Origin of the sequence: Olivibacter sp. CPCC 100613, assembly GCF_036959255.1 — a bacterium.
Lineage (GTDB): Bacteria > Bacteroidota > Bacteroidia > Sphingobacteriales > Sphingobacteriaceae > Olivibacter.
In genome coordinates, this window is the sequence record NZ_JAWMTI010000001.1 from 131,037 (window position 1) to 153,537 (window position 22,501).

The 22,501-nt window shown below is 41.5% G+C and carries 18 protein-coding genes; 3 read left to right on the top strand and 15 right to left on the bottom strand.

The genetic code is table 11. The annotated features are described in order from the left end of the window. Position 1: 1 nt before the first annotated feature. The 5 genes from RYH73_RS00460 to RYH73_RS00480 all read right to left on the bottom strand — a co-directional run bounded on the left by RYH73_RS00460 (position 2) and on the right by RYH73_RS00480 (position 8,427). On the bottom strand, positions 2-3,409 hold the full coding sequence (locus tag RYH73_RS00460) for a TonB-dependent receptor (RefSeq protein WP_335311280.1): 3,408 nt from the start codon (positions 3,407-3,409) through the stop codon (positions 2-4). A 239-nt stretch (positions 3,410-3,648) separates the two neighbouring features. Continuing rightward, complete coding sequence (locus tag RYH73_RS00465; RefSeq protein ID WP_335311281.1) at positions 3,649-4,827, bottom strand: FecR domain-containing protein; 1,179 nt, start codon at positions 4,825-4,827, stop codon at positions 3,649-3,651. Between the two features lie 58 nt (positions 4,828-4,885). After that, positions 4,886-5,443: an RNA polymerase sigma-70 factor gene (locus RYH73_RS00470; protein ID WP_335311282.1), complete on the bottom strand. Its 558-nt coding sequence runs from the start codon at positions 5,441-5,443 to the stop codon at positions 4,886-4,888. Between the two features lie 355 nt (positions 5,444-5,798). Further along, on the bottom strand, positions 5,799-6,434 hold the full coding sequence (locus RYH73_RS00475; RefSeq protein ID WP_335311283.1) for a response regulator transcription factor: 636 nt from the start codon (positions 6,432-6,434) through the stop codon (positions 5,799-5,801). Next, positions 6,400-8,427 (bottom strand): tetratricopeptide repeat-containing sensor histidine kinase, encoded by a 2,028-nt coding sequence (locus RYH73_RS00480; RefSeq protein WP_335311284.1) that lies wholly within the window; start codon positions 8,425-8,427, stop codon positions 6,400-6,402. The genes RYH73_RS00475 and RYH73_RS00480 overlap by 35 nt, the downstream gene beginning before the upstream one ends. Before the next feature lie 177 nt (positions 8,428-8,604). On the opposite strand from RYH73_RS00480, the gene RYH73_RS00485 reads away from it, so the two are divergent. Continuing rightward, a complete protein-coding gene (locus RYH73_RS00485; protein ID WP_335311285.1) occupies positions 8,605-9,081 on the top strand; it encodes a hypothetical protein in 477 nt (158 codons plus the stop codon). A gap of 44 nt (positions 9,082-9,125) precedes the next feature. Here the strand turns inward: RYH73_RS00485 and uvrB are convergent, their stop codons facing one another. Next, on the bottom strand, positions 9,126-11,153 hold the full coding sequence (gene uvrB, locus RYH73_RS00490; RefSeq protein ID WP_335311286.1) for an excinuclease ABC subunit UvrB: 2,028 nt from the start codon (positions 11,151-11,153) through the stop codon (positions 9,126-9,128). 352 nt (positions 11,154-11,505) lie between these two features. Here uvrB and upp point away from each other — a divergent pair, with 352 nt between their 5' ends. Both upp and RYH73_RS00500 read left to right on the top strand, forming a co-directional pair. Continuing rightward, positions 11,506-12,150 carry a uracil phosphoribosyltransferase gene (gene upp / locus RYH73_RS00495; protein WP_335311287.1) on the top strand — a complete coding sequence of 215 codons (645 nt, stop codon included), beginning with the start codon at positions 11,506-11,508 and terminating at the stop codon, positions 12,148-12,150. A gap of 140 nt (positions 12,151-12,290) precedes the next feature. Further along, positions 12,291-12,989 carry a YjjG family noncanonical pyrimidine nucleotidase gene (locus RYH73_RS00500; RefSeq protein ID WP_335311288.1) on the top strand — a complete coding sequence of 233 codons (699 nt, stop codon included), beginning with the start codon at positions 12,291-12,293 and terminating at the stop codon, positions 12,987-12,989. Here RYH73_RS00500 and RYH73_RS00505 read toward each other — a convergent pair. The 9 genes from RYH73_RS00505 to RYH73_RS00545 all read right to left on the bottom strand — a co-directional run bounded on the left by RYH73_RS00505 (position 12,981) and on the right by RYH73_RS00545 (position 22,488). Then, positions 12,981-13,844 (bottom strand): ROK family protein, encoded by an 864-nt coding sequence (locus RYH73_RS00505; RefSeq protein ID WP_335311289.1) that lies wholly within the window; start codon positions 13,842-13,844, stop codon positions 12,981-12,983. The genes RYH73_RS00500 and RYH73_RS00505 overlap by 9 nt on opposite strands. A 160-nt stretch (positions 13,845-14,004) precedes the next feature. Next, complete coding sequence (locus RYH73_RS00510) at positions 14,005-15,264, bottom strand: glycoside hydrolase family 88 protein (RefSeq protein WP_335311290.1); 1,260 nt, start codon at positions 15,262-15,264, stop codon at positions 14,005-14,007. Positions 15,265-15,454: 190 nt separating this feature from the next. Beyond that, positions 15,455-16,219, bottom strand: a complete 765-nt coding sequence (locus RYH73_RS00515; RefSeq protein WP_335312585.1) for an SDR family oxidoreductase — start codon at positions 16,217-16,219, stop codon at positions 15,455-15,457. A 10-nt stretch (positions 16,220-16,229) separates the two neighbouring features. Further along, on the bottom strand, positions 16,230-17,378 hold the full coding sequence (locus tag RYH73_RS00520; protein ID WP_335311291.1) for a DUF4861 family protein: 1,149 nt from the start codon (positions 17,376-17,378) through the stop codon (positions 16,230-16,232). 4 nt (positions 17,379-17,382) lie between these two features. Then, positions 17,383-18,225 carry a 5-dehydro-4-deoxy-D-glucuronate isomerase gene (kduI, locus tag RYH73_RS00525; RefSeq protein WP_335311292.1) on the bottom strand — a complete coding sequence of 281 codons (843 nt, stop codon included), beginning with the start codon at positions 18,223-18,225 and terminating at the stop codon, positions 17,383-17,385. Positions 18,226-18,368: 143 nt separating this feature from the next. After that, a complete protein-coding gene (locus RYH73_RS00530; RefSeq protein WP_335311293.1) occupies positions 18,369-19,721 on the bottom strand; it encodes an alpha-L-fucosidase in 1,353 nt (450 codons plus the stop codon). A gap of 51 nt (positions 19,722-19,772) precedes the next feature. Next, positions 19,773-20,966, bottom strand: coding sequence for a glycoside hydrolase family 88 protein (locus tag RYH73_RS00535; RefSeq protein ID WP_335311294.1), 1,194 nt, complete (start codon positions 20,964-20,966; stop codon positions 19,773-19,775). Between the two features lie 102 nt (positions 20,967-21,068). Further along, on the bottom strand, positions 21,069-22,103 hold the full coding sequence (locus tag RYH73_RS00540; protein WP_335311295.1) for a LacI family DNA-binding transcriptional regulator: 1,035 nt from the start codon (positions 22,101-22,103) through the stop codon (positions 21,069-21,071). Between the two features lie 28 nt (positions 22,104-22,131). Further along, entirely contained in the window at positions 22,132-22,488 is a 357-nt protein-coding gene (locus RYH73_RS00545; protein ID WP_335311296.1) for a CoA-binding protein, read from the bottom strand. Between the last annotated feature and the right edge of the window lie 13 nt (positions 22,489-22,501).

Consider the following 22,501-nt stretch of genomic DNA (forward strand, 5'->3'; position numbering starts at 1 on the left):
ATTAAATGGTAAGCAAAACCCCCAGGTTGAAGACTCTTTGCAAAGGGTATTGTAATCCAGCTCCTCCCATCTCTGGGTCCCAAAGCTTAAAGGAGTTAACGCTAAATAGATTCGTACCACTTCCGTATATCCTGAAATTCTGAATCTTGTATCTCCGCGTAAAGGTTGGATTAAGTGTATATCCGATCTCTACTTGTTTTAAGCGTAAAAACGATCCATTTCGCATCCAGAAAGTACTTGTTTGGGTATTATTTTCAAGCGGTGTCTGACTCAGGCGTGGCCAAAGTGCATAAATATTACGGTTATCTTCAGACCAATAGTTATCTGCCCAAACCTGTAATACCGCATTTGGCGAATAAATATTACCAAATGGAGCCGAACCATTATTGTTTTCATCACCATTCGTAGCATTAATATGCAAAGAAGTTCTTGCCATACCGCTGAAGAAAAAGGAAAAATCAAAATTTTTATACCCTGTAGTTAATCCAAATCCATAATTAATTTGCGGTGTTGTTGGGTAACCGATTGGTACCATATCATTGGCATCGATCACGCCATCGCCATTGATGTCTAAATATTTTATATCGCCGCCCATCACAACGTCGCCAAATGATTGCCGTGGACTGTTAAACACCTCCTCATTATCAATAAACAATCTTTCAGCTACATAACCGAAGCGTTGATTTACGTCCAATCCTATCCGGCTTAAATAAGCGTATTCATAATTCGGTTCTTCATAATAGATGTATTTACCTTTCGTGAACGTAAAGGTCCCCCTTCCTTGGAACCATAAATACTGATTAACGCTGTGCATATAATTCAATTCGGCATCAAAACCTTCGCTACGGTATTTTCCAAGGTTTGCTAACACAGGAGCAGACAAGCCCATGGAAGAAGGTAAAGCTGCTCGCTCTTGCACTACATTACTGCGGTTCTGTCTAAAAAAATCACCTGTAAAGCCTATTTTTCCATTAAATAGGGCCAAATCGATACCCAAATTGGTTTGTTGAGATATTTCCCAAGTGACATAAGGGTTTGCATAACGATTAATAGACACCCCATTTCGCTGATAATCGCCTGGGGTAACACCAAAATTAAAGCGCCTGCTTTCATTGTCTAGATTAACTTCGGAAAGATAGAAAAAACGCGTATTACTGATATTGTCATTGCCTACTAAGCCGTGTGTGAGTCTTAACCTTAAGGTGCTAACAATATTCTTTAAAGGTTGCATGAATTTTTCGTTGTGAACAGTCCAAGCCAAGCCTCCTGAGGGGAAAAACCCCCAGCGATTATTAGCTGCAAAACGTTCAGAGCCATTGTAACCAAACGTAAACTGCGCATGGTACCTATCATCGTACACGTAAGTAAAATTTCCGGAAAAGCTAGCGTTTCGGAAGGGCAATGTAGATATGAGGGAACCAGGCTGGTCAAAAGGTAAAGTGATCCGATTCCTAATCGTACTGATCAGCATTCCGGACACGTGATGTTTCTCTTGGAAAACACGATCATAATTGATGGCATTTTCCATATAAAACAGAGCTTCTTGCCCCCTTCCGTTTTCATTGAAATTAAGGTATTCTGTTCCAGTGTCGGGGTTGATATTGACAAAGTTGTAAGTTCCAGTGTTGTTATTAAAAATTGATGGGGCATAATAAAAAGGATTATATTGCCTGATATACTCCATATAAGAACCACGTGAGATATTGGCCAATCCACGGTAACTTAAGCCCTCGATGAGTGAAGACAGGTTTTGTCTAAGCTCGACCTGGACCTGCATGTTGCTTCGTGACCACTCAGAGTATCCGCGAACGATCTCAGCATAAGGATTCAGGTATAGATTTCCACCATCATCAAAATTACCAAAAAGAGGATGGCTAATATATGCTTGTTGCGGTCCGGGTTCATATACGGGATTGAACAGTACCGGGTTTGCACGCAACGCGCTACGAAACGCTTTACTGCCACCAACGGGAGGGCCATTATAGTTTTGAAAGTTTGCCACCGTCCGAACCATTAATTGGGTAGCCTTCGTTATATTAATATTAATATTACTCCGTAGATTATAAACCTTAAAGTCGACATTATTATTAAAATTATTAATAGGATTAACACGGAGTAAACCGTTATCCTGCGTAAAATTCCCACTAACGGCATAGTTTGCTACCTGTCCGCCACCCGAAATACTGAGGTTGTAGTTTTGTGTGCGTGTAGTTGGTTTGGTCACCAGGTCTAGCCAATCAACAGCTGGATACATAATCGGATCATCCCCTGCCATTGTTCGCGCTATTTTTTCGTCACTATAAGGTGTAATAGCCAAGGGGTCTCTAGTGAGAATTGCTTCATTATTCATTTTCATAAAGGTGATGGGATCAGCGATGTCAACCCTTTGAGTAGGGGTCGACACCCTTTGCTCTGCTCTGAAGCTGATTTTTGGGGGACCTTCCTTTCCCAGTTTTGTCGTGACCATAATCACGCCATTGGCTCCACGAGATCCATATACAGCAGAGGCCGTGGCATCCCTCAAGATGGAAAAGCTAGCGATATCATCTACGGGTATACGCGCCAAATCATCGGTACTAACTTCCATATTATCAATCAATATAAGAGGCCGTTGGTTGACCCCAAAGGTGCCTAAACCACGAATGAAAAAATCGGCGTTATCCAGTCCGGGTTCGCCGCTCCGTTGGAAGGAAATTAACCCTGCGACTCTACCCTGAAGTGCAGCTGTCAAATTGCTGCTGGGCACTCTCAATTCTTCCGGGTTAATAGAAGAAACTGAGCCTATTAAATCGTTCTTCCGTTGTTTTTCACCAAAAGCGGTTATAACCGCTTCTTCCATAACCGAGGCCGACTCAGCCAGGATAACATCAATGATCTCTCTATCAGCGGCATTAAACTCCTGCCTTTCAAAGCCGATCATGTTAAAGACGAGTACGGCATTTGCGGGGACATTGAGGATATAACGTCCATTTAAATCCGTCGTCGTACCTAAACTGGGTTTGCTTTTAACAAAAATGGATACGCCTGGCAGAATAGCTCCGGTAGTATCTCTGACAATTCCACGCACCTCGTGATCTTGTTGCAAGGCAGCTGTGGCGGAAACTTGTTTTGGTGCTCTAGAAGGAACGATTGTAATAATACCTGAACGTCGGTGAAAGCTTAAATTTTTCGTTGTCAAGATTGTCAGTAGCGCTTTATCAAGTTCCTCCTTGTGCAATGTGATGGTTACCGGAGAAGCCCTTCTAATCAGTTCCTCTTTATAGAAAAATCGCGTTTCTGTCTGATCTGTGATCGCCTTAAGTACGTCTTTTAACTTCGCATCTTTAACATCCAGTGTGACTTGTTGCGCCTTCCCCGTAGCATGTACTCCCATGCTTAAAATAAATAACATCAATATGGTAAGCTTCATAATTCGAAAAAAAAGACAAAGGGCAGATGTTCCGTGTTGGGCACACGGCCTTTTATTATGAAAAAAATATTTCATACATTCGTAATGTTAGGTCATTTAGTTAATGGATTATACTTGTTTATAATTAGCCTAATACATGCCGAAAGTGGTGACGCACTTTCGGCATATTTTCGTCTTCACGTTTCAGGTTCTTTTCATCGTATTTTCATTTTTTAGGTTATACATTTGTTCGTTCATTTTTACTTCAATTGTTGTAAGGACTGTGCCGAAATGATTCGGCCATCGATAAGAAATCGCATATCGCTTACGTCCGCAATAATATCTAAGGCTTCACTCAGGTTTACGCTACGGGGTATACTCCCTGTAAAGGTAGATCCCTGTATTATTCCCACGTATTTAACGTCTATATCATACCAACGCGCCAACTCTTCGAGCACCAAGGAAATATTGTCATTTTCAAAATGAAAATAACCATTTTTCCAAGCGATCACTTTTTCCAGATCCGCTGGTTGAACAGCAATTTTTCCCTGTTTAATCACTGCCTTTTCCCCGGGTTTAAGCTCTTCTTCCACTTCCTTAAACGCAATTCTAACTTTTCCGCTGATGAGGGATGTTTCCAAACGTTGTCTATAAGCATTTACATTGAAGCTTGTCCCCAATACGGTAATCTGACTCCCATTCACTTGTACTTTAAACGGTTTTTCAGGATCAGTCATTACTTCAAAATAAGCTTCGCCGGTTAGCGTTACATCACGGGATGTACCGGAAAAACGTGTAGGAAAGGTTAAGGAGGACCGGGCGTTGAGCCATACGCGACTCCCATCCGGCAGTACCACTTGGTAGGTACCAGCTTTTGGCACCTCGATGGTATTGTAAAATGCTTCCTGATCATTTTTCAAATCGTTGTTTTGATAACTTATTATGCCTGCAGACCCACCAAGTGCTGTACCATCCTTTTCCTTCAGGTTAATATTCCGATCTTCCAACGCTATGATTTTTCCAGTTGAAAGTGTTAATGTTGCACGATAGGTTCCAGGTAACACATCATTCTTATAGTGTGATGCGTTGATCGGGATCACGCCTGGATCTTTCTTATTTTGCATCACAAGAAAGACACTTACCGTGAACAAGATCGAAGCGGCAATTCCGATCCACCAACGTCTGGCGTGTAAGTTCAAACGCTTTACCTTAGTCATACGCTTAGCCTCCACTTTCATCCATGCCATGTTCAGGTGATGGTGCTGCATATACCTCAATCGTTTTAGCACTTCTTTATTATCTTTGTATCGTGCAATGATTGCCTGTAATTCGGCATCCTTTTCCAGCTTTTCTAGCAGCCTATGTTCTTCCTCCGCATTGAGTTTTCCCAATAAGTATCTGCTGATTTCAGAAGCGATATGAAAAGGTTTATTGGTCATTTTTACAGGTTCTATATTACTAAGAAACCTGAGCAGTAAAAAGGGGTGGAATTTTTTTTTAATTTTCCAAAAGGGCTAAACAGCTAAGTAAAATCGCGAAAGCCTCAGGCGATAGTTTTTGCTTCAGCAGCATCAAGCCACGCTGCTTTTGACTTTTAATGGTATTGACACTTACCCCTAATTTTTTGGCTAAATCCTGGTTACTTAGTCCTTCGAGATAGCCTTCTTTAAAAATCAAGTAACAGCCCCTAGGCAGCTCCTCAATTGCCTTGTGGATTTTACCCATAATTTCTGCATGGATGATACCTTCGAGGAATTTCGGATCTTCAACAGGATCGGCATCTATTGTAGCTTCAACACGGGTCTTAACCTTCACATGTCGTAGGCGATTAAGGCATGCAAACTTTACACAGGAGTACAAGAAGGCCTTTTGAGCATTGTTATCTGTAGCAACTTGATGCCTATTTTCCAAAAAAGAAACAAAAGCATCTTGCACCAAATCCTCCGCTGCATGTTCATCCTGTATATACCTTAGGGCAAAATCACATAGTCGAGGGTAATATTTCTCAAAGAGTTCCTTTTCTGACAGCTCATGTATAAGATTTTTACGCTCCATATACGCCCTCTATTTTCAAGCAATAAATAAAATTAGCTACTGCGATTTATAATCTTTTAGACCATCATAATCCTAAACGTTATTATTGCAAAAACGTATAATGGCGCTCTAATATAGCGATCTATCTAAAATTATCGAAAACTTTATCGTAATTTTGGCAGCTATTGATCGCCTGCCCATGATAGGTGCAAACTCTTTCTTGTATTATCTCAATTGCATTTAGAAATCATTAGCTAATTTAGTTTTGGGTTTAACCGTGGCGTGGTTAGATAGAGAATGTTCAGTTGGTACGTCGAGAAGTAGTTAGGTTGTAACGCTTGGAGCTACTTAACCACTTAATTACTAAACTATATAGCTAGATTAACTGATATTGCGTAGCCACTCGGATGAGTGCTGCAGCATTGGATACCTCAAATTTTTGCATGAGGTTTCTTCGATGGGTTTCAACCGTATGCGGGCTGATAAACAACATTTCACCGATTTCCACCGTCGTTTTTCCTTCCGCAATGCACCGCAGTACTTCCTGCTCGCGCCGGGTAAGCTTTGGTAAGTTCATGGGATCGTGCAGGGCCGCCTCAAACAACGATTGTTGCACCTCAGGACTAAAATAAAGTTTTTTGTTAACAACAGACTGAATTGCATTGATAATCTCCTCAGCACTTGCGTTCTTTAGCACATAACCATTCGCACCATTCTGCAGCATTTTGGTTATCATACTTCGCTCATTATAATTACTGATACCGATCACATGCATATGTGGATAGAGGCACTTAATCTGTTTACATAAGTCAATGCCACTGATATCAGGCAAGTTAATATCGAGTAAAATTACATCGATATCGGCTTCCGCTAAAAAGCGCAAAGCACTTTCACCGTCATGGCAGCAAGCTTTCACTGTGACCGAATCGTTATCAGACAGCAAAGCCTTCATACCCTCCAATACAACGGGATGATCATCAACTATAAGTAGGGATATATGCTTTATTGACATTGAATTCTATATTAATTGTTGTTCCCACGTTTCTTTCAGACTGGATATCTAGTTGACCATTCAAATAAGCCACCCTATTTTTTACATTATGCAAACCTACACCTTTTCGTTCTTGATCATTGGCATCAAAGCCACATCCATCATCTTCAACCGTAATAAATACCTTTCCGTCGTTTTGAATACATTGAACCAATATGGTATTTGCCCCAGCATGGCGTACCGCGTTATTAATCAATTCCTGCAAAATACGGTATACCATAATTTGCCGATCCTTGTCATCCTCTAAACTAAAGCCATAAGTCTGTAAGGATATATTAATACCCGATCGTTCAAGATCTTCACAAAAATCGCGAAGCGCCGTTACCAGTCCAAAACGCAATAAAGTCTCCGGCATCATATTCCGGGCGATTCTTCTCAGTTCGTTTACGGCGATGTCCAGTTTATTAAGAATAATTTGGTGTTGTTCTTGCGCTTTCGGTTCAGGACTGATACAGGGATTTTTAGATAGCAGTAATTTTACATTTGACAGTAATCCACCCAAACCATCGTGTAAGTCGCTGGCCAAACGCTTTCGCTCTTGCTCCTGTCCCTGTAGCATCGCATCAAAAAAACGTATTTGTTGTTCTTTCTGCATGCGCTGGAGCTGCTCTTCATGTAAATCACTTTGTTGTTTTGCCAAGCGCTGTTTATTTCGATAAAGTAAATATCCAAGAACCAATAGAATCAATAGACATCCCAATACAATGCAAATAAAAACCAACATGGCCCGATTATATTTTAAAGCCGCCGAATTGAGTTGGTTTTCGGCTCTTAGTGCAACAATTTCCTTCTCTTTTTTTGCATCTTCATATTTCCGTTCGATGAGATTTATCTTAACGTCAGTTTGTTTTTCATTCACTGTATCCGCCAACGCCACATACTGCTTCAACAGATCAAAAGCCTTCGTTTTATTTCCCAGAGCGTCTTCTACATTGACCAGGTTTTTCAAGCTAATCAATTTATTTCGGGTTAGCGCATAAGCTTCATTTTCTTTATAAACGATATAAGCCATTTCCCGCGCCTTCTGATATTCTTTGTTGTCAAAGTATAAGTAATATTTGCGGATAAGGAGCTCGATGCGATTATAATCCTCCTGACGTTTATCAGCAAAGGCAATACCCTCCTCATATGTTTGCAGGGCACGAGCAAAATTCTTTTCCACGTACTGTTGATACATGCCGGAAAGGATGTAATAGCTTGTCCAGGGATAGGCTTGCGGATGGTCTTTCAACTGTTCATAGGCAAATTGAAGATGCGCTTGCATCCGTTGCTTGTTAGCCGGCGAAAAATCCTCCTGATAGAGCAAGGCTTTCACAATACCTAAATGGCTGCTCACCGCATCCGCATATTCGTGATGATTGGCAAAAATATTAGCTGCCCGTTGAAAATAGGAAAAAGCTTTGTTATATTGTTTGATGTCGGCAAAGACATTTCCGATATCATAGTAATTATTTGCCAGTAGCAATGAGTCGCCAATCCGTTCGAGAATTGGACAAGCTTTTTCAATCAGTAATTTCAGGAAGGTCTCGGTATCATCTTCACGTTGACTTATCGCTCCTAAATTGTGCCATACCCGTGCGAGGTATCGCTGTGCAGTATGGGAAGTATCCACTTCCAGTAAAGTTTTTGCCTTCTCAAATTCTTTTCTCGCTTCCGGTAGGTTATAGTGTTCCATATAGACACCTGCCACATAATAATGTCCGATGGCACGTGTCAATGCATCTTTTAATTGAACACTTCGACGAAAAGCCTCTCGTGCAAATTGCATCGATTTGGCAGAATCGATGTAAAGCCAATGATCGGACAGATCTTGAAGAGCCGTTATCTTTTGATGCTCGCTTGCATTGCTTTTCAGCACCCTTTGCAAACTATCTTCATTAAATGCCAGCTTTTGCTGGGCATAAAGTGAATAAGTGCATAAGAATGATAGATAGAAAACCAAAAAATAACGCATAAGCAACGAGTAACTAACATACAAATTTATTGATTCTCTAAAGCATAATTATAACGAAAACAAGAATATACCTGAAAACCATTAGAATAAAATCCCGAATGTATAGGATGGTATAAAAGAAAATAAAGCTTCAATTTTGACCTATGGTTTTTCAAAAAAATAAATAATTCTAACTTAATGATGAAACAATTTCTTTTACTTTCAACCTTTTTGGTGTTGCTCGGCAGTCTAACTACAAAAACGGCCTCAGCACAAAGTGGAGCACCTTACAATACCGGCTTTGGTTTATTTCTTGACTTAGGAAATGGAGGTACGTTCGTTGGTCCACACGTGAAACACTTTTTCACGGAGAACAACGCCGGACAAGCGATGGTATTATTTGGTAACGACATAACGATTTTGGGTGTAGAATACTCTTATAATGAGCGCATCCCCAACGCAGGAGGTTTGATGTGGAATTTAGGCATCGGCCCACAGGTTTTATTTGGTGATGGTGATACCGGTTTTGCTGTCCGTCCGCAAGCAGGTCTTGAGTTCAAGGTCCCACAGGCACCTCTAAGTGTTGGTTTTGACTGGCGTCCTTACTGGATTGTTTCACCCGATTCAGAATTCGAAGCAGGTAGATTCGGATTGACGTTCAAATACACCCTTTAGGGTATAGGATAAGGTGTAGGATTGATGACCCTACACCTTATGTGCTAGAATCTTTCTTTCATTGTTTTTTCAAGAGCAAACATTTCGTCGCGTAGCTTTGCCGCTTGTAAAAAGTCCATATCCTTTGCCGCTCGTTCCATATCTTTTTTAGCTGTATCGATCGCCTTCTGCAATTGCGCTTTACTCATATATTGAACAACAGGATCTGCCGCAATACTACTAGTTGGATCAGGATCGACGTAAGCTTTCGCTGCCCCCCCTTTAAAATCAGCCACGGAGGTTTGTTCCATAATGGCTTCCCTAGACTTACCGACCGTACGCGGTACAATCCCATGCTCTTCGTTATACTTGATCTGTTTTTCCCTTCTTCTATTTGTTTCATCGATGGTTGCCCGCATACTGTCTGTCATGTTATCTGCATACATAATAACACGACCACGATCATTTCTGGCAGCACGACCAATTGTTTGAATGAGTGAAGTTTGAGAGCGTAAGAAACCTTCCTTATCTGCATCTAAAATAGCTACCAAAGTTACTTCGGGCAAATCTAATCCTTCCCGTAGTAGATTGATTCCCACCAAAACATCAAATTCCCCCAGGCGGAGTCCGCGAAGAATTTCGACCCGTTCCAACGTTTTGATTTCGGAATGAATGTAGCGCACTTTTATGCCCAAGCGGCTCATATATTTTGTAAGTTCCTCTGACATTCGTTTTGTCAATGTAGTTACCAAAACTCTTCCACCTTCTTTGGTTACTTTATCCACCTCATCTAAGAGATCGTCCACCTGATTAACGACGGGCCTGATTTCAATCGTCGGATCCAACAAACCTGTCGGTCTGATCACCTGTTCTACGACCACCCCCTCGGTTTTTTGCAATTCGTAGTCGCCCGGCGTAGCACTCACGTAAATCGTTTGTGGGGCCATTGATTCAAATTCCTGAAAATTCAAAGGACGGTTATCCAAAGCTGCCGGCAAGCGAAAACCAAATTCTACGAGCGAAATCTTTCGGGAGCGGTCGCCTCCGTACATAGCCCGTATTTGCGGAACCGTCACATGGCTTTCATCGATCACCATTAAATAATCGTCGGGGAAATAGTCCAATAGGCAGAAAGGGCGCATACCAGGTTGCCTGCCATCAAAAAAGCGAGAATAGTTTTCGATCCCACTGCAATAGCCCAGTTCACGCATCATTTCCAAATCATAATTCACCCGTTCCTCTAAACGTTTTGCTTCGAGCATTCGTCCGTCCTTAACGAGCTGTTCCTTTCGCTGCACCAGTTCATCCTGTATAGCCCATAGCGATTGCGTGAATTTTTCTTTTGGTGTTACAAAAAGATTGGCAGGGAAGAGCGCTAAGGTCTCCATTTTTTCCAAGGTTTTCCCAGATACAGGATCAATGACACTCAACTCTTCAATTTCATCACCAAAAAACGTAATCCGATAGGCATCATCCATATAAGCTGGAAAAACATCGATGGTATCGCCTTTGACTCGGAAAGTACCCCGTTTGAAGTCAGCAGTTGTTCTGGCATATAGGATTTCAACTAAACGATGTAAAAAAGCATTTCGGCTAATGGAGGTTCCCACACCGAAACGAAATACGGAACGTGAAAAATCTTCCGGGTTCCCCATACCATAGATACAAGAAATCGATGAAACGACCACGATATCGCGCCGTCCCGACATCAAGGCAGAGGTGGTGCGAAGACGTAACTTTTCAATCTCATCGTTGATTTGCAAATCTTTCTCTATATAGGTATTCGAGTGGGCGATATAAGCCTCCGGCTGGTAATAATCGTAATAAGAAACGAAATAGTTCACCGCATTTTCAGGGAAAAACTGCTTCATTTCACCATAAAGCTGTGCGGCCAGGGTTTTATTATGACTTAATATCAGTGTTGGTCGTTGTGTCTGCTCAATTACATTGGCGACTGTAAAAGTTTTACCTGAGCCCGTTACGCCGAGCAGTGTTTGGTAGTGTTCACCAGCTTCCACCCCTTCCACCAGTTGGCGAATGGCTTCCGGTTGGTCACCGGTGGGAACATATTCAGAAGAGATTGTAAATTTCATCCTGTTATTTTCTTTTATTCATTTTTGCTTGTTTTTATAAGCATTCATGCTAGAACTCGCGTAAATAATAGTATTAATAATTGCCTGGTGTGTCCATATTATTTACATCTCGGTTTCATCGGACCATTTTGTTTAATGGCAGTGAAGGCTCACGTACAAGCATTATTTTTTCGCACGCATTATTCGGTGCTTTTATAGATATTCGCTGTTGCTTATTCAATTACGTTAGCAAAACGACGTAAATGATACTTATTTGGACCGTTAACGAATTCTGTTATCGTTAAGGTAAACAAAGATACGAAAAAGGTGTTTGATTAGTGCAGATGAACCAACACTAAAATACAGAATACATATGACGTTTATTCTAAGTAAAGAAAACAGCATTGCGAATCATTTTATTGCAGAAATGCGCGATGTCACTATACAGCAGGACCGGATGCGTTTCCGCCGCAACATGGAGCGGCTGGGTGAAATCTTTGCTTATGAGATCAGCAAAAGACTAAGCTTCAAAGCTGCAGCGATAGAAACACCTTTAGGTATTGCCGAAACATCGTTGCTCCTGGCATCACCTGTATTGATCACCATTGTTCGAGCAGGACTTCCGTTGCATGAAGGCTTACTAAACTTCTTTGATCGCGCCGATTGCGGTTTTATTGGTGCTTATAGAAAAGCAAAAAAAAGCGGCGCATTTGAAATTGAGCGAAAGTACTTAACGTCTCCCGACTTGAAAGATCGGGTGGTGATCGTAATCGATCCTATGATTGCTACCGGCAGCAGTATGGTATTAAGTTGCCAGGAGCTGCTCGCCACCTATGACATCAAAGAATTGCATATCGTAGCAGCCATTGCCAGTGAAGAAGGCGTTGAGCACATAAAAGCTTATTTACCGAAGGCTCACCTATGGATAGGTGCGGTAGATAGTGAAATGACGAGCAAGGCTTATATTGTTCCAGGACTTGGAGATGCGGGTGATCTAGCTTATGGAGAAAAGGTTTGAGGTGGTTGAGTAGTAAATTGGCCAATGTGATGATTAGCCGATTAGCCAATTACTTAATGAGTTGAGTAGCGAGTAACTAATAGTCAATAACACGCAACTGACAACCGGTAACTAATAACTAATTTAGCTATCTTTGCATTATGTACGCAAATAAGAAGCATCTTTTTTTTGATTTAGATCATACCTTGTGGGACTTTGATAAAAACGCGGAGGAAACACTCAACGAGCTTTTCGTCACGTATAAATTTGTTGATTTCGGCATACAATCGGCGGATATTTTTATTGAGACTTACACGCGTAATAACCAACGTGTATGGGCGTTATATCATAACGGAAAGATCGACAAAACGGAGTTACGGCGAGCTCGATTTGCAGATACTTTCCAGGAATTAGGTTTATCTCCAAGTTTATTCCCCAGTTCTTTCGAGACTGATTATCTTCGTTTATGTCCACATAAAACGAATTTATTCCCCGGGGTGCATGACACACTCACCTATTTAAAAGAGAAATACATTTTGCATTTAATCTCCAATGGTTTCAAGGATGCCGCTGAAATAAAGGTTGTAAAAACGGACATAAAAAAATATTTCTCGCAAATTATTATATCAGAAGATGTGGGTGTACATAAACCGCATCCTGACATCTACAATTACTCCTTAACTATTGCCCAGGCCTCAAAAGAAGAGAGCGTGATGATCGGGGACAGTATTGAAGCTGACATCCGCGGAGCGCAAGCTTTTGGTCTGGACGCTATTTACTTCAATCCGAACGGACTCGAAGAACCCCTTGATGTTAAACGAAGTATTAACGCGTTAACGGAACTAAAGCAGTTATTTTAACATATCGGCGGCGCCGTAAATCGCGGCCATCTCTCCAAGCGCTGCTATTTCTATTGGCAAAGAATATCCTTTACGTCGCAATAGTTCATGTGTATGATTAATAAAAAGAGCATGCGCTTTGCTAATATTTCCCCCCAGCACTAAACCTTCGGGAGCTTTCAGAAGCAAGTAATCAGCAATAAATATCCCCAATGTTTCACCAAATTCACGAAAAACCTCTTGGGCTACTTGGTCAGAAGGTACCAGCTCACATAGTGCCTTCACGCTTTCCACATTACGTCCGCTTCGCTTGCAGTAACTATCTTTCAGCCATCGCCCAGCCAAATAATCCTCAGCAATCCCCTCTCTAAAAGGAGCACACCAAAGATCACCATCCTCTGCATGTCCATTCAAAAACAGGGCACTACCCAATCCCGTTCCCAATGTTAAACCAACCGCTTTTTTGAAGGCAGTGCCCGCTCCGGCAAACATCTCCCCTTGAAGAAAACTGGCTGCATCATTTATAAATTTAATTTTCAAAGGATCAATTCCCAGTTCATCAGCCAGCAAGTCCCGCACATTCACTTGGTACAAAGCTTCATACTTATTCTGGCCTTTCATTAAGCTAATACCCTTATGATAATCAAAAGGTCCGGGAATAGCAATTCCTACAGCGAGCCTTTCAAAACCACCTTTCTCCAGAGAAGCCTTTATGCAATCAGCCCAAGCAGTAATAACCGCGGGAGCCGTGTCGTGTGAATTTACCGTGCGTCGTTCAAAGGTGTCATCGACCAGTGATTTGCGATCTAGGTTGACCAATGCTGTTGAGATATGTGACCCTCCGATGTCGCAACCTACTACAATTGTATTACTCATTAACGTGTTTATAATTTTAATGGAACGTGAGGCAAATATAATTAAAGCGTTTTAGCAAAAAAATAAAGCTGCAAAATATTGTATACTTTTTTGTTAAAAATGTCATATCGACGGCAATAATAGCTAATTTCAATGATAGACAGCGATCTGTCTTTTATCATTAAGGGAATTTAAAACCAGCATTGACATTTAGGTTATTCATTGTTAACATTTTATAGCGCTTGAGTGCCAGTATATAGTAATAATCGGCATAAGGAAGCGGCACATCTACCTCCGCCATCACAGGAATATAGCCTGCCCCATGCATTAAGATAAAACCACCATTGGCGCCCAGTAAGGCTGTATATTCCGGTGATGCCAGAGACTCGATCATGGCTTCACCTGTTTTGAAATAAGCTTTACCATTATTAATGCTATAACCGCTTAATTCTAAAAAAGCGGCCGACATTATCGCTGCAGCAGAGACATCTCGATACGTATTCGGGATTTCCGGGCTATTAAAATCCCAATAAGGAACCTTGTCTTTTGGCAAGTTTGGATTATTCAATACGTACTGTGCAATATGTTCAGCATAGCTTAAATATACAGGGTTTTTCGTTTCTCGGTAAAGTACGGTAAAGCCGTATAAAGCCCAAGCTTGCCCACGCGACCAGCAAGATTCATCATTGTAGCCCTGGGCATTACGTTTATGCTTCACCTTTCCTGTTTTGGTATCAAATGTTACAATTTGACAGGTACTGTAATCGGAACGTACGTGATTCTTCCAAATTGTTTCGGCCTCATTACATGCTGCTTTATAATAGGTGGAATCGCCCGTCGCGTGGGTAGCCCAAAAGAGAAGTTCGAGATTCATAAGATGATCGATCACCACCACAAACTCTTTATCATTTTGTCTCGTATCCCAAGAACGAATCGCTTTCACCTTAGGGCTATATCTTTTCATCAGCGTTTTGGCGCTCGCGATAAGCGTCTTTTGATAGGATACCTGTGGATCTATTTTCATGGCTGTACCAAAACTATTGTACATAATCGGTCCTAAATCCGCCAATTTACTATTCGTCTGTTGCTTCACTAAAAGTTTCAGACTACGTTGTGCTTCCTTCAATAGCACACTGTCCTTTGTTTCTTCAAAGAGCGCCCATAGCGTACCAGGATAAAAGCCGCTCGTCCACCAATCAGGACCACTTGTTTCAAGAAAGTTGGTTTTCTTAACGTATGTTTTCGGCAATTTATCATCCGGCAAATCTTCCATGAGTAATTTATACTGCGTACCGGCATGTTTAAAGCGTGGGGTGATCGTTTCAGTTAAGGGCTTACTGCCCTTTGTGGCAACTTGTTTGTTGGTACTGCAGCTAGCAATTGTAAAAAGAGATAGCAGGAGTAGTAAAAGGTTTTTTTTGATTAATAATTTTCTTGTCATACTTGTATTCAGTACCGAAGTCCGGGTATAAAAAAGTGCAACCCTAAAGCGGGGTTACACCTTTCTTATAACGTTCGCTTCGCCTTTTTGTTGTATACGTGCTACGCTTCTCTTCCATTGCAAAAAAGAACAATAAAAGTCAGGCCGGGCAGGCCGCCTTGCGCTTATAGGTTGATCCGCTAAAGAAGATTTACCGTCCCATCCAACCGCCATCTACGGTGAGAATCGTGCCATGCACATAGTCGGCCGCTTTAGAAGCCAGAAATACAATCGGACCTTTAAAGTCGTCCGGGTCTCCCCATCTACCTGCCGGAATCCGCGCGAGAATTGATTGGCTTCTTTCTTCATCGGCACGTAATGCCGATGTATTATCCGTTGCAATATAGCCTGGTGCAATTGCATTGACATTGACCCCACTGCCCGCCCATTCATTAGCGAAGGCTTTAGTAAGTTGTCCCACAGCTCCCTTTGAAGCGGCATAGCCCGGCACATTGATTCCTCCTTGAAAAGTAAGAAGTGATGCTGTGAATATAATTTTCCCACTGCCTCTTGTCACCATATCCTTTCCAAATTCGCGCGTAATAATAAATTGCGCCGTCTGGTTAATAGCAATAATCTCATCCCAATAGGTATCCGGATGTTCCGCGGCCGGTTTTCTAAGAATATTCCCCGCATTATTAACCAAAATATCGATGGAAGCGTGTTCCTCTTTAACTTGTTTGATAAACTGATAAATAGTATCGCGATTTGAAAAATCACATTGATACGCATAAAATTTACGCCCCAAGGCTACTACCTCTTGTTCCACGGTACTTCCCGTTAATTCGAGCGTTGCTGATACGCCAATAACATCAGCACCTGCCTCCGCCAATGCCACCGCCATTGCTTTGCCAATCCCTCTTTTGCAGCCCGAAACGAGTGCAAGCTTCCCTTTAAGATCAAATTTATTGAGTATAGACATATTCTTATTTTATTGATACGCGTAATGGATTATTTAATTTTTCTTTATACGACATCAGGTATTTTTCCCAATCATTCGCATTGTGAATCATTCCAGCCTTATCCCAAGCTCCCCCGTTATAATACACCAACGGTTCCCCTGCAACTGTACTAAAATGAGCAAGCAATTGCCCTTCATTTTCGGTAATTTCAGGTAAATCGATTTGACCAATTACCGCAACGCCCAAAGTCCCATCATTTCCATGAACAGGTTCCCAATAGGCTGCAATCCCCTTACTAAGATTTTTTATAATTTTACCGCCTTCTTCGCGAAGCACCATACCGGCAACGAGTGGAAGTTTATCATCTCCCTCATATTGGTAAACAGCTTCTACTCTATTCAATTGCGACCCTGCATCCAAGGTGATTGTTTTCGTAACAGACACTTCCTTACCATTCACTTGCCAAGGCTCGTAACTTAATCGAAAAGTGCTCCGCAAAGGACCATTATCCAACACTTCTTGTTTACGATAATGCTTTGAATATATTATTTTATTCGCGATATAAGGCGCTATATCCCCAGCACCGAGCGTCATTCCAACAGCATAGTAATCCAATCCATCACCATGATCTTTATGATAGTCGCCTGTTTTATACCAAGCATCAACAATTAGCTTCTCCGTTCGCTTGGCCCAAATATCAAGCCCTTGCGCATCATCCGGTCGTCCCTCCAATGCTTTGCCATACATTCGAAAGGCAATCCTATCATTTTCCCATGCGAAATCATCATAGCGCTCCGGTATATAGCGAGCAAATGTCTTTGCTGTCACTGGTGCAGGTTTTCCCGCTACAGCATGCAGCTTAACCTCACTATTTGCCGCGATTTTCACCCAAATCAGCACATTCACGACATGATCACTCCCCATCCTCTCCAACTGATAAGCATACTCATTACCTTGATCATCAAGCAACTTAAATTCTTTTGATTCCTTACCGTTCTTGTATAATGTCAAAAACTCCTGATAAGGAATACTCGCTAATTCGGCCCGCTCAATAGCTAAGGTATTGGCTATGACTAATTGCTTTTCTCCTTTATCTTCCTGATTACAGGAAAGCAGCCCAAGCGCCGTCATGAACAGAGCGAGCCATCTATTACGCTGGATTTTTACCCTCATTATATTATCTAAGCTCGGTAATGGCACAACCATCCATATCACCATAGTCCATATTTTCGCCTGCCATTCCCCATATAAAAGTATAATTAGAAGTAGCTGCACCCGCATGTACGGACCAAGGAGGGGATATCACGGCCTGTTCATTTTGCATCCAAATATGCCTAGTTTCCTGTGGTTGGCCCATAAAATGACAAACCGACTGACCTTCAGGTACTTCAAAATAGCAATATACCTCCATCCGTCTATCGTGTGTATGTGCCGGCATCGTATTCCACACACTACCCGTTTTGAGCTCCGTCATTCCCATTTGGAGTTGACAGGTTTCCACAACGCTTGAAACCAATAATTTATTGATCACACGATGATTGGCTGTTTCAAGACTTCCCAATTCGACGATCTCCGCTTCCGCTTTCGTTACTTTCTTGGTTGAATAGGTGTGATGTGCGGGTGCGGAGTTGATATAGAACTTAGCTGGGTTATTTTGATCTTTACTTGCAAAAATCACTTCTTTTTTACCTTTACCAATATACAACGCTTCCTTAAAATCGATATCAAATAATTCACCCTCTACTGATACGACACCAGCACCTCCTATATTGATCAATCCAAGTTCTCTACGTTCTAAAAAGTAGGGTGCTTTCAACGGATCGATTGTCTCCAAACTCACCTTTTGCGCAATAGGCATCACTCCTCCAGCAATATATCGGTCGTAATGTGTATATACTAAAGTGACTTTGTTTTCTTCAAATAGTTTTTCGATTAAGAAATTACTTCTCAAGGCTTCAGTGTCCATCCCTTTAGTTTCCGTAGGACTCGAAGCATAACGGGTTTCATACGTAGTGCTCATTATTTCAGTTTTATATTTCGCCTGTTCATTGGCCTTCCAAAGGGCTAATATACAAAAAATCAATAAAAGCGCAAACGTTTACATATGGTCAAGTGGTTTAGTATATAAGTAGTTGCGTAGTCAAGACAGAATCCACTTGATGTTTATTCTTTCATGTATAGTTTTAACACGCGTATGGCATTATCATAAGGATCTTTTTCAGGTAATGAAATAATAACTCCCTTGTTTCCATCACGCTTTACATTTCTAATTTCTCCTGTTTCGACTAATTGACAGCGCTGAATCTTATCTTTAGCTAAAGCAAGCTTTAAGGTATTATCAGGAAGTTCATCCAGTATATGAACATAAATAATTTGGCTCCCTTCTATTCTCTTTTGGGTAAGAACAACCCCCTTGTCCGTTGATACGTCACGAAGGGGTTGAGTAGCATATACGGCTTCCCCGTGGGTAAGCATCCAAGCCCCCATTTCCCGTAACCTTCTACGTGCAGGAAGCGGTAGCGTCCCATCCGGTTTAGGCCCTATATTTAGTAAGTAGTTTCCGCCTTTGCTTGCGTTACTCACAAGATAACGTAGCATTTGCCCTGATGATTTCCAGTTAAAATCCTTACTATGCCATGCCCATGTATGATTCATAGTTGCCGGTGTTTGCCAAGGTTTCTCAAGCAATTGCTTAGGATAAGCATTATCCATCATTTCCAGAAAATCGATTTCCTCTCCGGGATCATGCATGGCTATACGGCCATTAATCAAGCATTTATTGCTCAATTTTCGAACTAAGTGAATCAGCTCATCCCTTCTTACCGTTGTAATCAAGTCCTTGGCCTCTTCATCCCAAGTATCGAACCACAGCAAATCGGGATCATAGCGTTCTATTAATTCTTGAACCTGCGGCAAGCTTTTCTCTTTCCAATATTTTTCAAAGTCTTGGCTTTTCCTGGCTGGTTTCCAATAAGGAACAGCCCCGTTCGGGTGTTCCCAATCTTGCCAGTGTGAATAATAAAAACCATACTTCAACCCATATTTTTTACATGCTTCTACGAGTTCTCCTAAAATATCGCGTCCTTTAAGTGGAGTAGAAGCGATATCATAGTTTGACACCTTGGAATCCCAGAGGGCGAAACCATCATGATGTTTGGCCGTAATCACGAAATACCTCATCCCGGCATTTTTCGCTTCTTTAATCCATTCATCCGCATTAAAATTACGTGGATTAAATTCGTTCACTAGCGCTTGGTATACCTTATCAGGCACCTCCAATCGTTGCTGTATCCATTCGGCATACCAGCTCTTACCGTTCTCCAGTGTTGTATCAGGCATTGTTCTACCCCCATAGCTGCCACCCAACACACTGTAAAGGCCCCAATGTATAAACATACCAAACCTCGCCTCTTTAAACCAGGTAACCTGATCTTCTGATGGTTTCGATATTTCTTGTGCGCCCGTTGAGTAATGAAGACAAGGCAAGAGGAATATTACAACGAAGAATTGCCTCATTATTATTGATTTTGAATTATTATATCTTTCCTTAATCCGTCCAACCATCTCTTACAAATACCAATCCTTATAACGTTTCAGTGCTTCCAAAAAATAGTAGTCGGCATAAATAATCGGTCTATCGATCTCCGAATTCAAAGGGAAGGCCCCTGTACTATGCTGTAAAAGAAAACCACCGTTTTCGCCCGGTTTAGACCGGTAGACATCACCCGCTAAAGAACGCAGCATTTGTTCCGCATTCTTCACATATAGTTGTTTTTTATTCCCTTCTACAAATTGTCCCAGCTCCAACAAAGCAGAAGCAATAAGAGCGCCTGCCGAGGCATCCCGCTCAGCATAAGGCATAAAAGGCGCATCAAAATCCCAATAAGGAATTTTATCTTCTGGAAGATTAGGATGATTCAGGATAAAGTCGGCGATACCTTCTGCCTGCTTCAAATAGGTTTTATTCTTTGTATCTCTGTACATAAGTGTATAGCCATACAGTGCCCAGCCCTGTCCCCTTGCCCAAGCAGAACTGTTAGCGGCACCTTGCCAGGTAGCCTTTCTTCGCACCGATCCATTCTCGGGATTGTAATCAATCACGTGAAAAGAGCTGAAGTCAGGGCGAAAATGATTCTTCAATGTCGTATTGGCATGTGTAATGGCGATTTCTTTATATCGTTTGTCGCCACCCTGATCACTCACCCAATTCAACATCTCCAAGTTCATCATATTATCAATAATCACCGGACACTCCCAAAATTTATTTTTATTCCAGGATTGAATCGCTTTGATTTCAGGTTTATAACGTGTTGCCAACGAAGAAGCCGATTGATACAGGATATCTTTGTAAGCCTGTTCTCCTGTAATGCGATAAGCGTTTCCAAAGCTACAGAACATCATGAAACCTAAATCGTGATTACCTGTAAACGTCTTATTCGGTTCAATCAGTTTTAATGTTCTTAACGCCTCCCGTAAGATCGTTTCATCTTTTGTTTGCTCATAAATCAACCACAGCGATCCGGGATAAAAGCCACTGCACCACCATTGAATATCGCGAGCATCAATTTTACCGGTTTTTGGATCTAGGTTTTGAGGTAGTTTATCTGCCGGTATATTTTTAGCAAGCACTTTATATTGTTCCTTCGCAAAATCAAAATTCGCTTGAATGAGTTCTTCCATACCTTGATTTTGCGCAAAAGACCGGAAGCCGAAGGATAAAGTGGCTATCAGTATAAAACTTAGCTTGGTTATTTTGGTCATCCTTGTATTGGTTAAGATTCTGTATTTATGATGGCCAAAATAACAGAAATAAGCAAGAATTGCAATCGATTACACGACACAATCGTTTGCATAAAATCGATTTTAGGTTGTCATCCGCCTCACCAAGGTTACAGGAACGATTTCTTGTGTATCATTTACTGCTCTCAACGATTTATCTTTCAACAAATTCAGCAACTTCTGGGCAACCCGATGAGCCATTTCAATAGGGTGTTGATCTATTGTTGTGATCGGTGGTGAAATAATAGATGCTCGCGGATCATTTGAATAACCGATTATTTTCAGTTCGTCGGGGATTTTAATACCTTGCTCACGCGCAAACTCAACGGCTGCTAAGGCCGTTGTATCATTCGACGCAAAAATACCATCAGGTCTTTCTTGACCTGAAAATATCTGCCTTAGGCTATTCCATGCATTTTCCGCTGTCAGTTCCTGATAAAAGCACCATTTTTTATTGAGTTTTATTTTTGCTTTCCCTAAAGCATGTTGAAAACCTTCGGTTCGTTCTTTATAGATACTGCACGATAAAGGGCCGGAGATATAAGCAATTTTTGAACAACCCGTTTCTATCAGGTGATTACCGGCCAATAAACCACCACGATAATCATCCCCTTTGATAATATGGGCCGGATACGCTTTCGTAGGAACACGATCGTAAAAAATTAACGGGATGCCTTGTTTCGTAAAACCATCAAAGTGTTTATAATGCTCTGTATATAGCGCTAATGATACAACCAATGCATCTACCCTCGAAGAATATAAAGTAGCCGCCAATTTCTGTTCGATTGATTCCGCGTCATTCGACTGGCAGACCATCAGACTATATCCCTGGTCCTGCAATCTATTTTGTAACGCAGTAATAAATATCGCGTGAAAATACATAGAGATTCTAGGTACAATCATCCCAATGATATTGGACCGCTTATTTCGTAATGAAGAGGCCATACTATTATGGCGATAGCCTAATTCTTCGGCCTTTTCCTTCACCCGCTTGCGGGTTGCCTCGCTTATTCGAGGATTATCGTTCAGTGCCCTTGATACCGTTGCGGCTGAAACACCCAGGGACTCTGCTATATCGACGATACTGATTTCCGACTTTTCCGGTTTTTGTTTTCTCATACAACCCAAACATGGTGTTTATCGTTATCTAATATTGACCGGTACTTAATAAGACCAGCGTGCAGGCATAGACAGGTTCAATGCCGTTCATTTTCGCCAATGTGGCCAACTCGTCATTTTCCGTACCTGGGTTAAATATAATACGTTTAGGTTTAGTTTTCATAAGATAGTCATAATATTGTGGTTGCAACTTCGGTCCGATATACAAGGTAACGGTATGAATATCGGGTAAAGGCGCTCCCGCTGGAACAATATTTACGCCAGCCACGCTTCCCTTTTTGATTCCTATATTAACGATTTCGTGGCCTGCGGCATTCAGCCGATTAGCCGCCAAGTAGGCATACCTTGCCGGATTTGTAGTTGCACCAAGAATAAGAGTCTTCATGTTTGTTGTTTGT

Coding starts and splice junctions, on each gene's coding strand:
- RYH73_RS00460 (WP_335311280.1), bottom strand. CDS start 3,409: ATGAAGCTTACCATATTGATGTTATTTATTTTAAGCATGGGAGTACAT.
- RYH73_RS00465 (WP_335311281.1), bottom strand. CDS start 4,827: ATGACCAATAAACCTTTTCATATCGCTTCTGAAATCAGCAGATACTTA.
- RYH73_RS00470 (WP_335311282.1), bottom strand. CDS start 5,443: ATGGAGCGTAAAAATCTTATACATGAGCTGTCAGAAAAGGAACTCTTT.
- RYH73_RS00475 (WP_335311283.1), bottom strand. CDS start 6,434: ATGTCAATAAAGCATATATCCCTACTTATAGTTGATGATCATCCCGTT.
- RYH73_RS00480 (WP_335311284.1), bottom strand. CDS start 8,427: ATGCGTTATTTTTTGGTTTTCTATCTATCATTCTTATGCACTTATTCA.
- RYH73_RS00485 (WP_335311285.1), top strand. CDS start 8,605: ATGATGAAACAATTTCTTTTACTTTCAACCTTTTTGGTGTTGCTCGGC.
- uvrB (WP_335311286.1), bottom strand. CDS start 11,153: ATGAAATTTACAATCTCTTCTGAATATGTTCCCACCGGTGACCAACCG.
- upp (WP_335311287.1), top strand. CDS start 11,506: ATGACGTTTATTCTAAGTAAAGAAAACAGCATTGCGAATCATTTTATT.
- RYH73_RS00500 (WP_335311288.1), top strand. CDS start 12,291: ATGTACGCAAATAAGAAGCATCTTTTTTTTGATTTAGATCATACCTTG.
- RYH73_RS00505 (WP_335311289.1), bottom strand. CDS start 13,844: ATGAGTAATACAATTGTAGTAGGTTGCGACATCGGAGGGTCACATATC.
- RYH73_RS00510 (WP_335311290.1), bottom strand. CDS start 15,264: ATGACAAGAAAATTATTAATCAAAAAAAACCTTTTACTACTCCTGCTA.
- RYH73_RS00520 (WP_335311291.1), bottom strand. CDS start 17,378: ATGAGGGTAAAAATCCAGCGTAATAGATGGCTCGCTCTGTTCATGACG.
- kduI (WP_335311292.1), bottom strand. CDS start 18,225: ATGAGCACTACGTATGAAACCCGTTATGCTTCGAGTCCTACGGAAACT.
- RYH73_RS00530 (WP_335311293.1), bottom strand. CDS start 19,721: ATGAGGCAATTCTTCGTTGTAATATTCCTCTTGCCTTGTCTTCATTAC.
- RYH73_RS00535 (WP_335311294.1), bottom strand. CDS start 20,966: ATGACCAAAATAACCAAGCTAAGTTTTATACTGATAGCCACTTTATCC.
- RYH73_RS00540 (WP_335311295.1), bottom strand. CDS start 22,103: ATGAGAAAACAAAAACCGGAAAAGTCGGAAATCAGTATCGTCGATATA.
- RYH73_RS00545 (WP_335311296.1), bottom strand. CDS start 22,488: ATGAAGACTCTTATTCTTGGTGCAACTACAAATCCGGCAAGGTATGCC.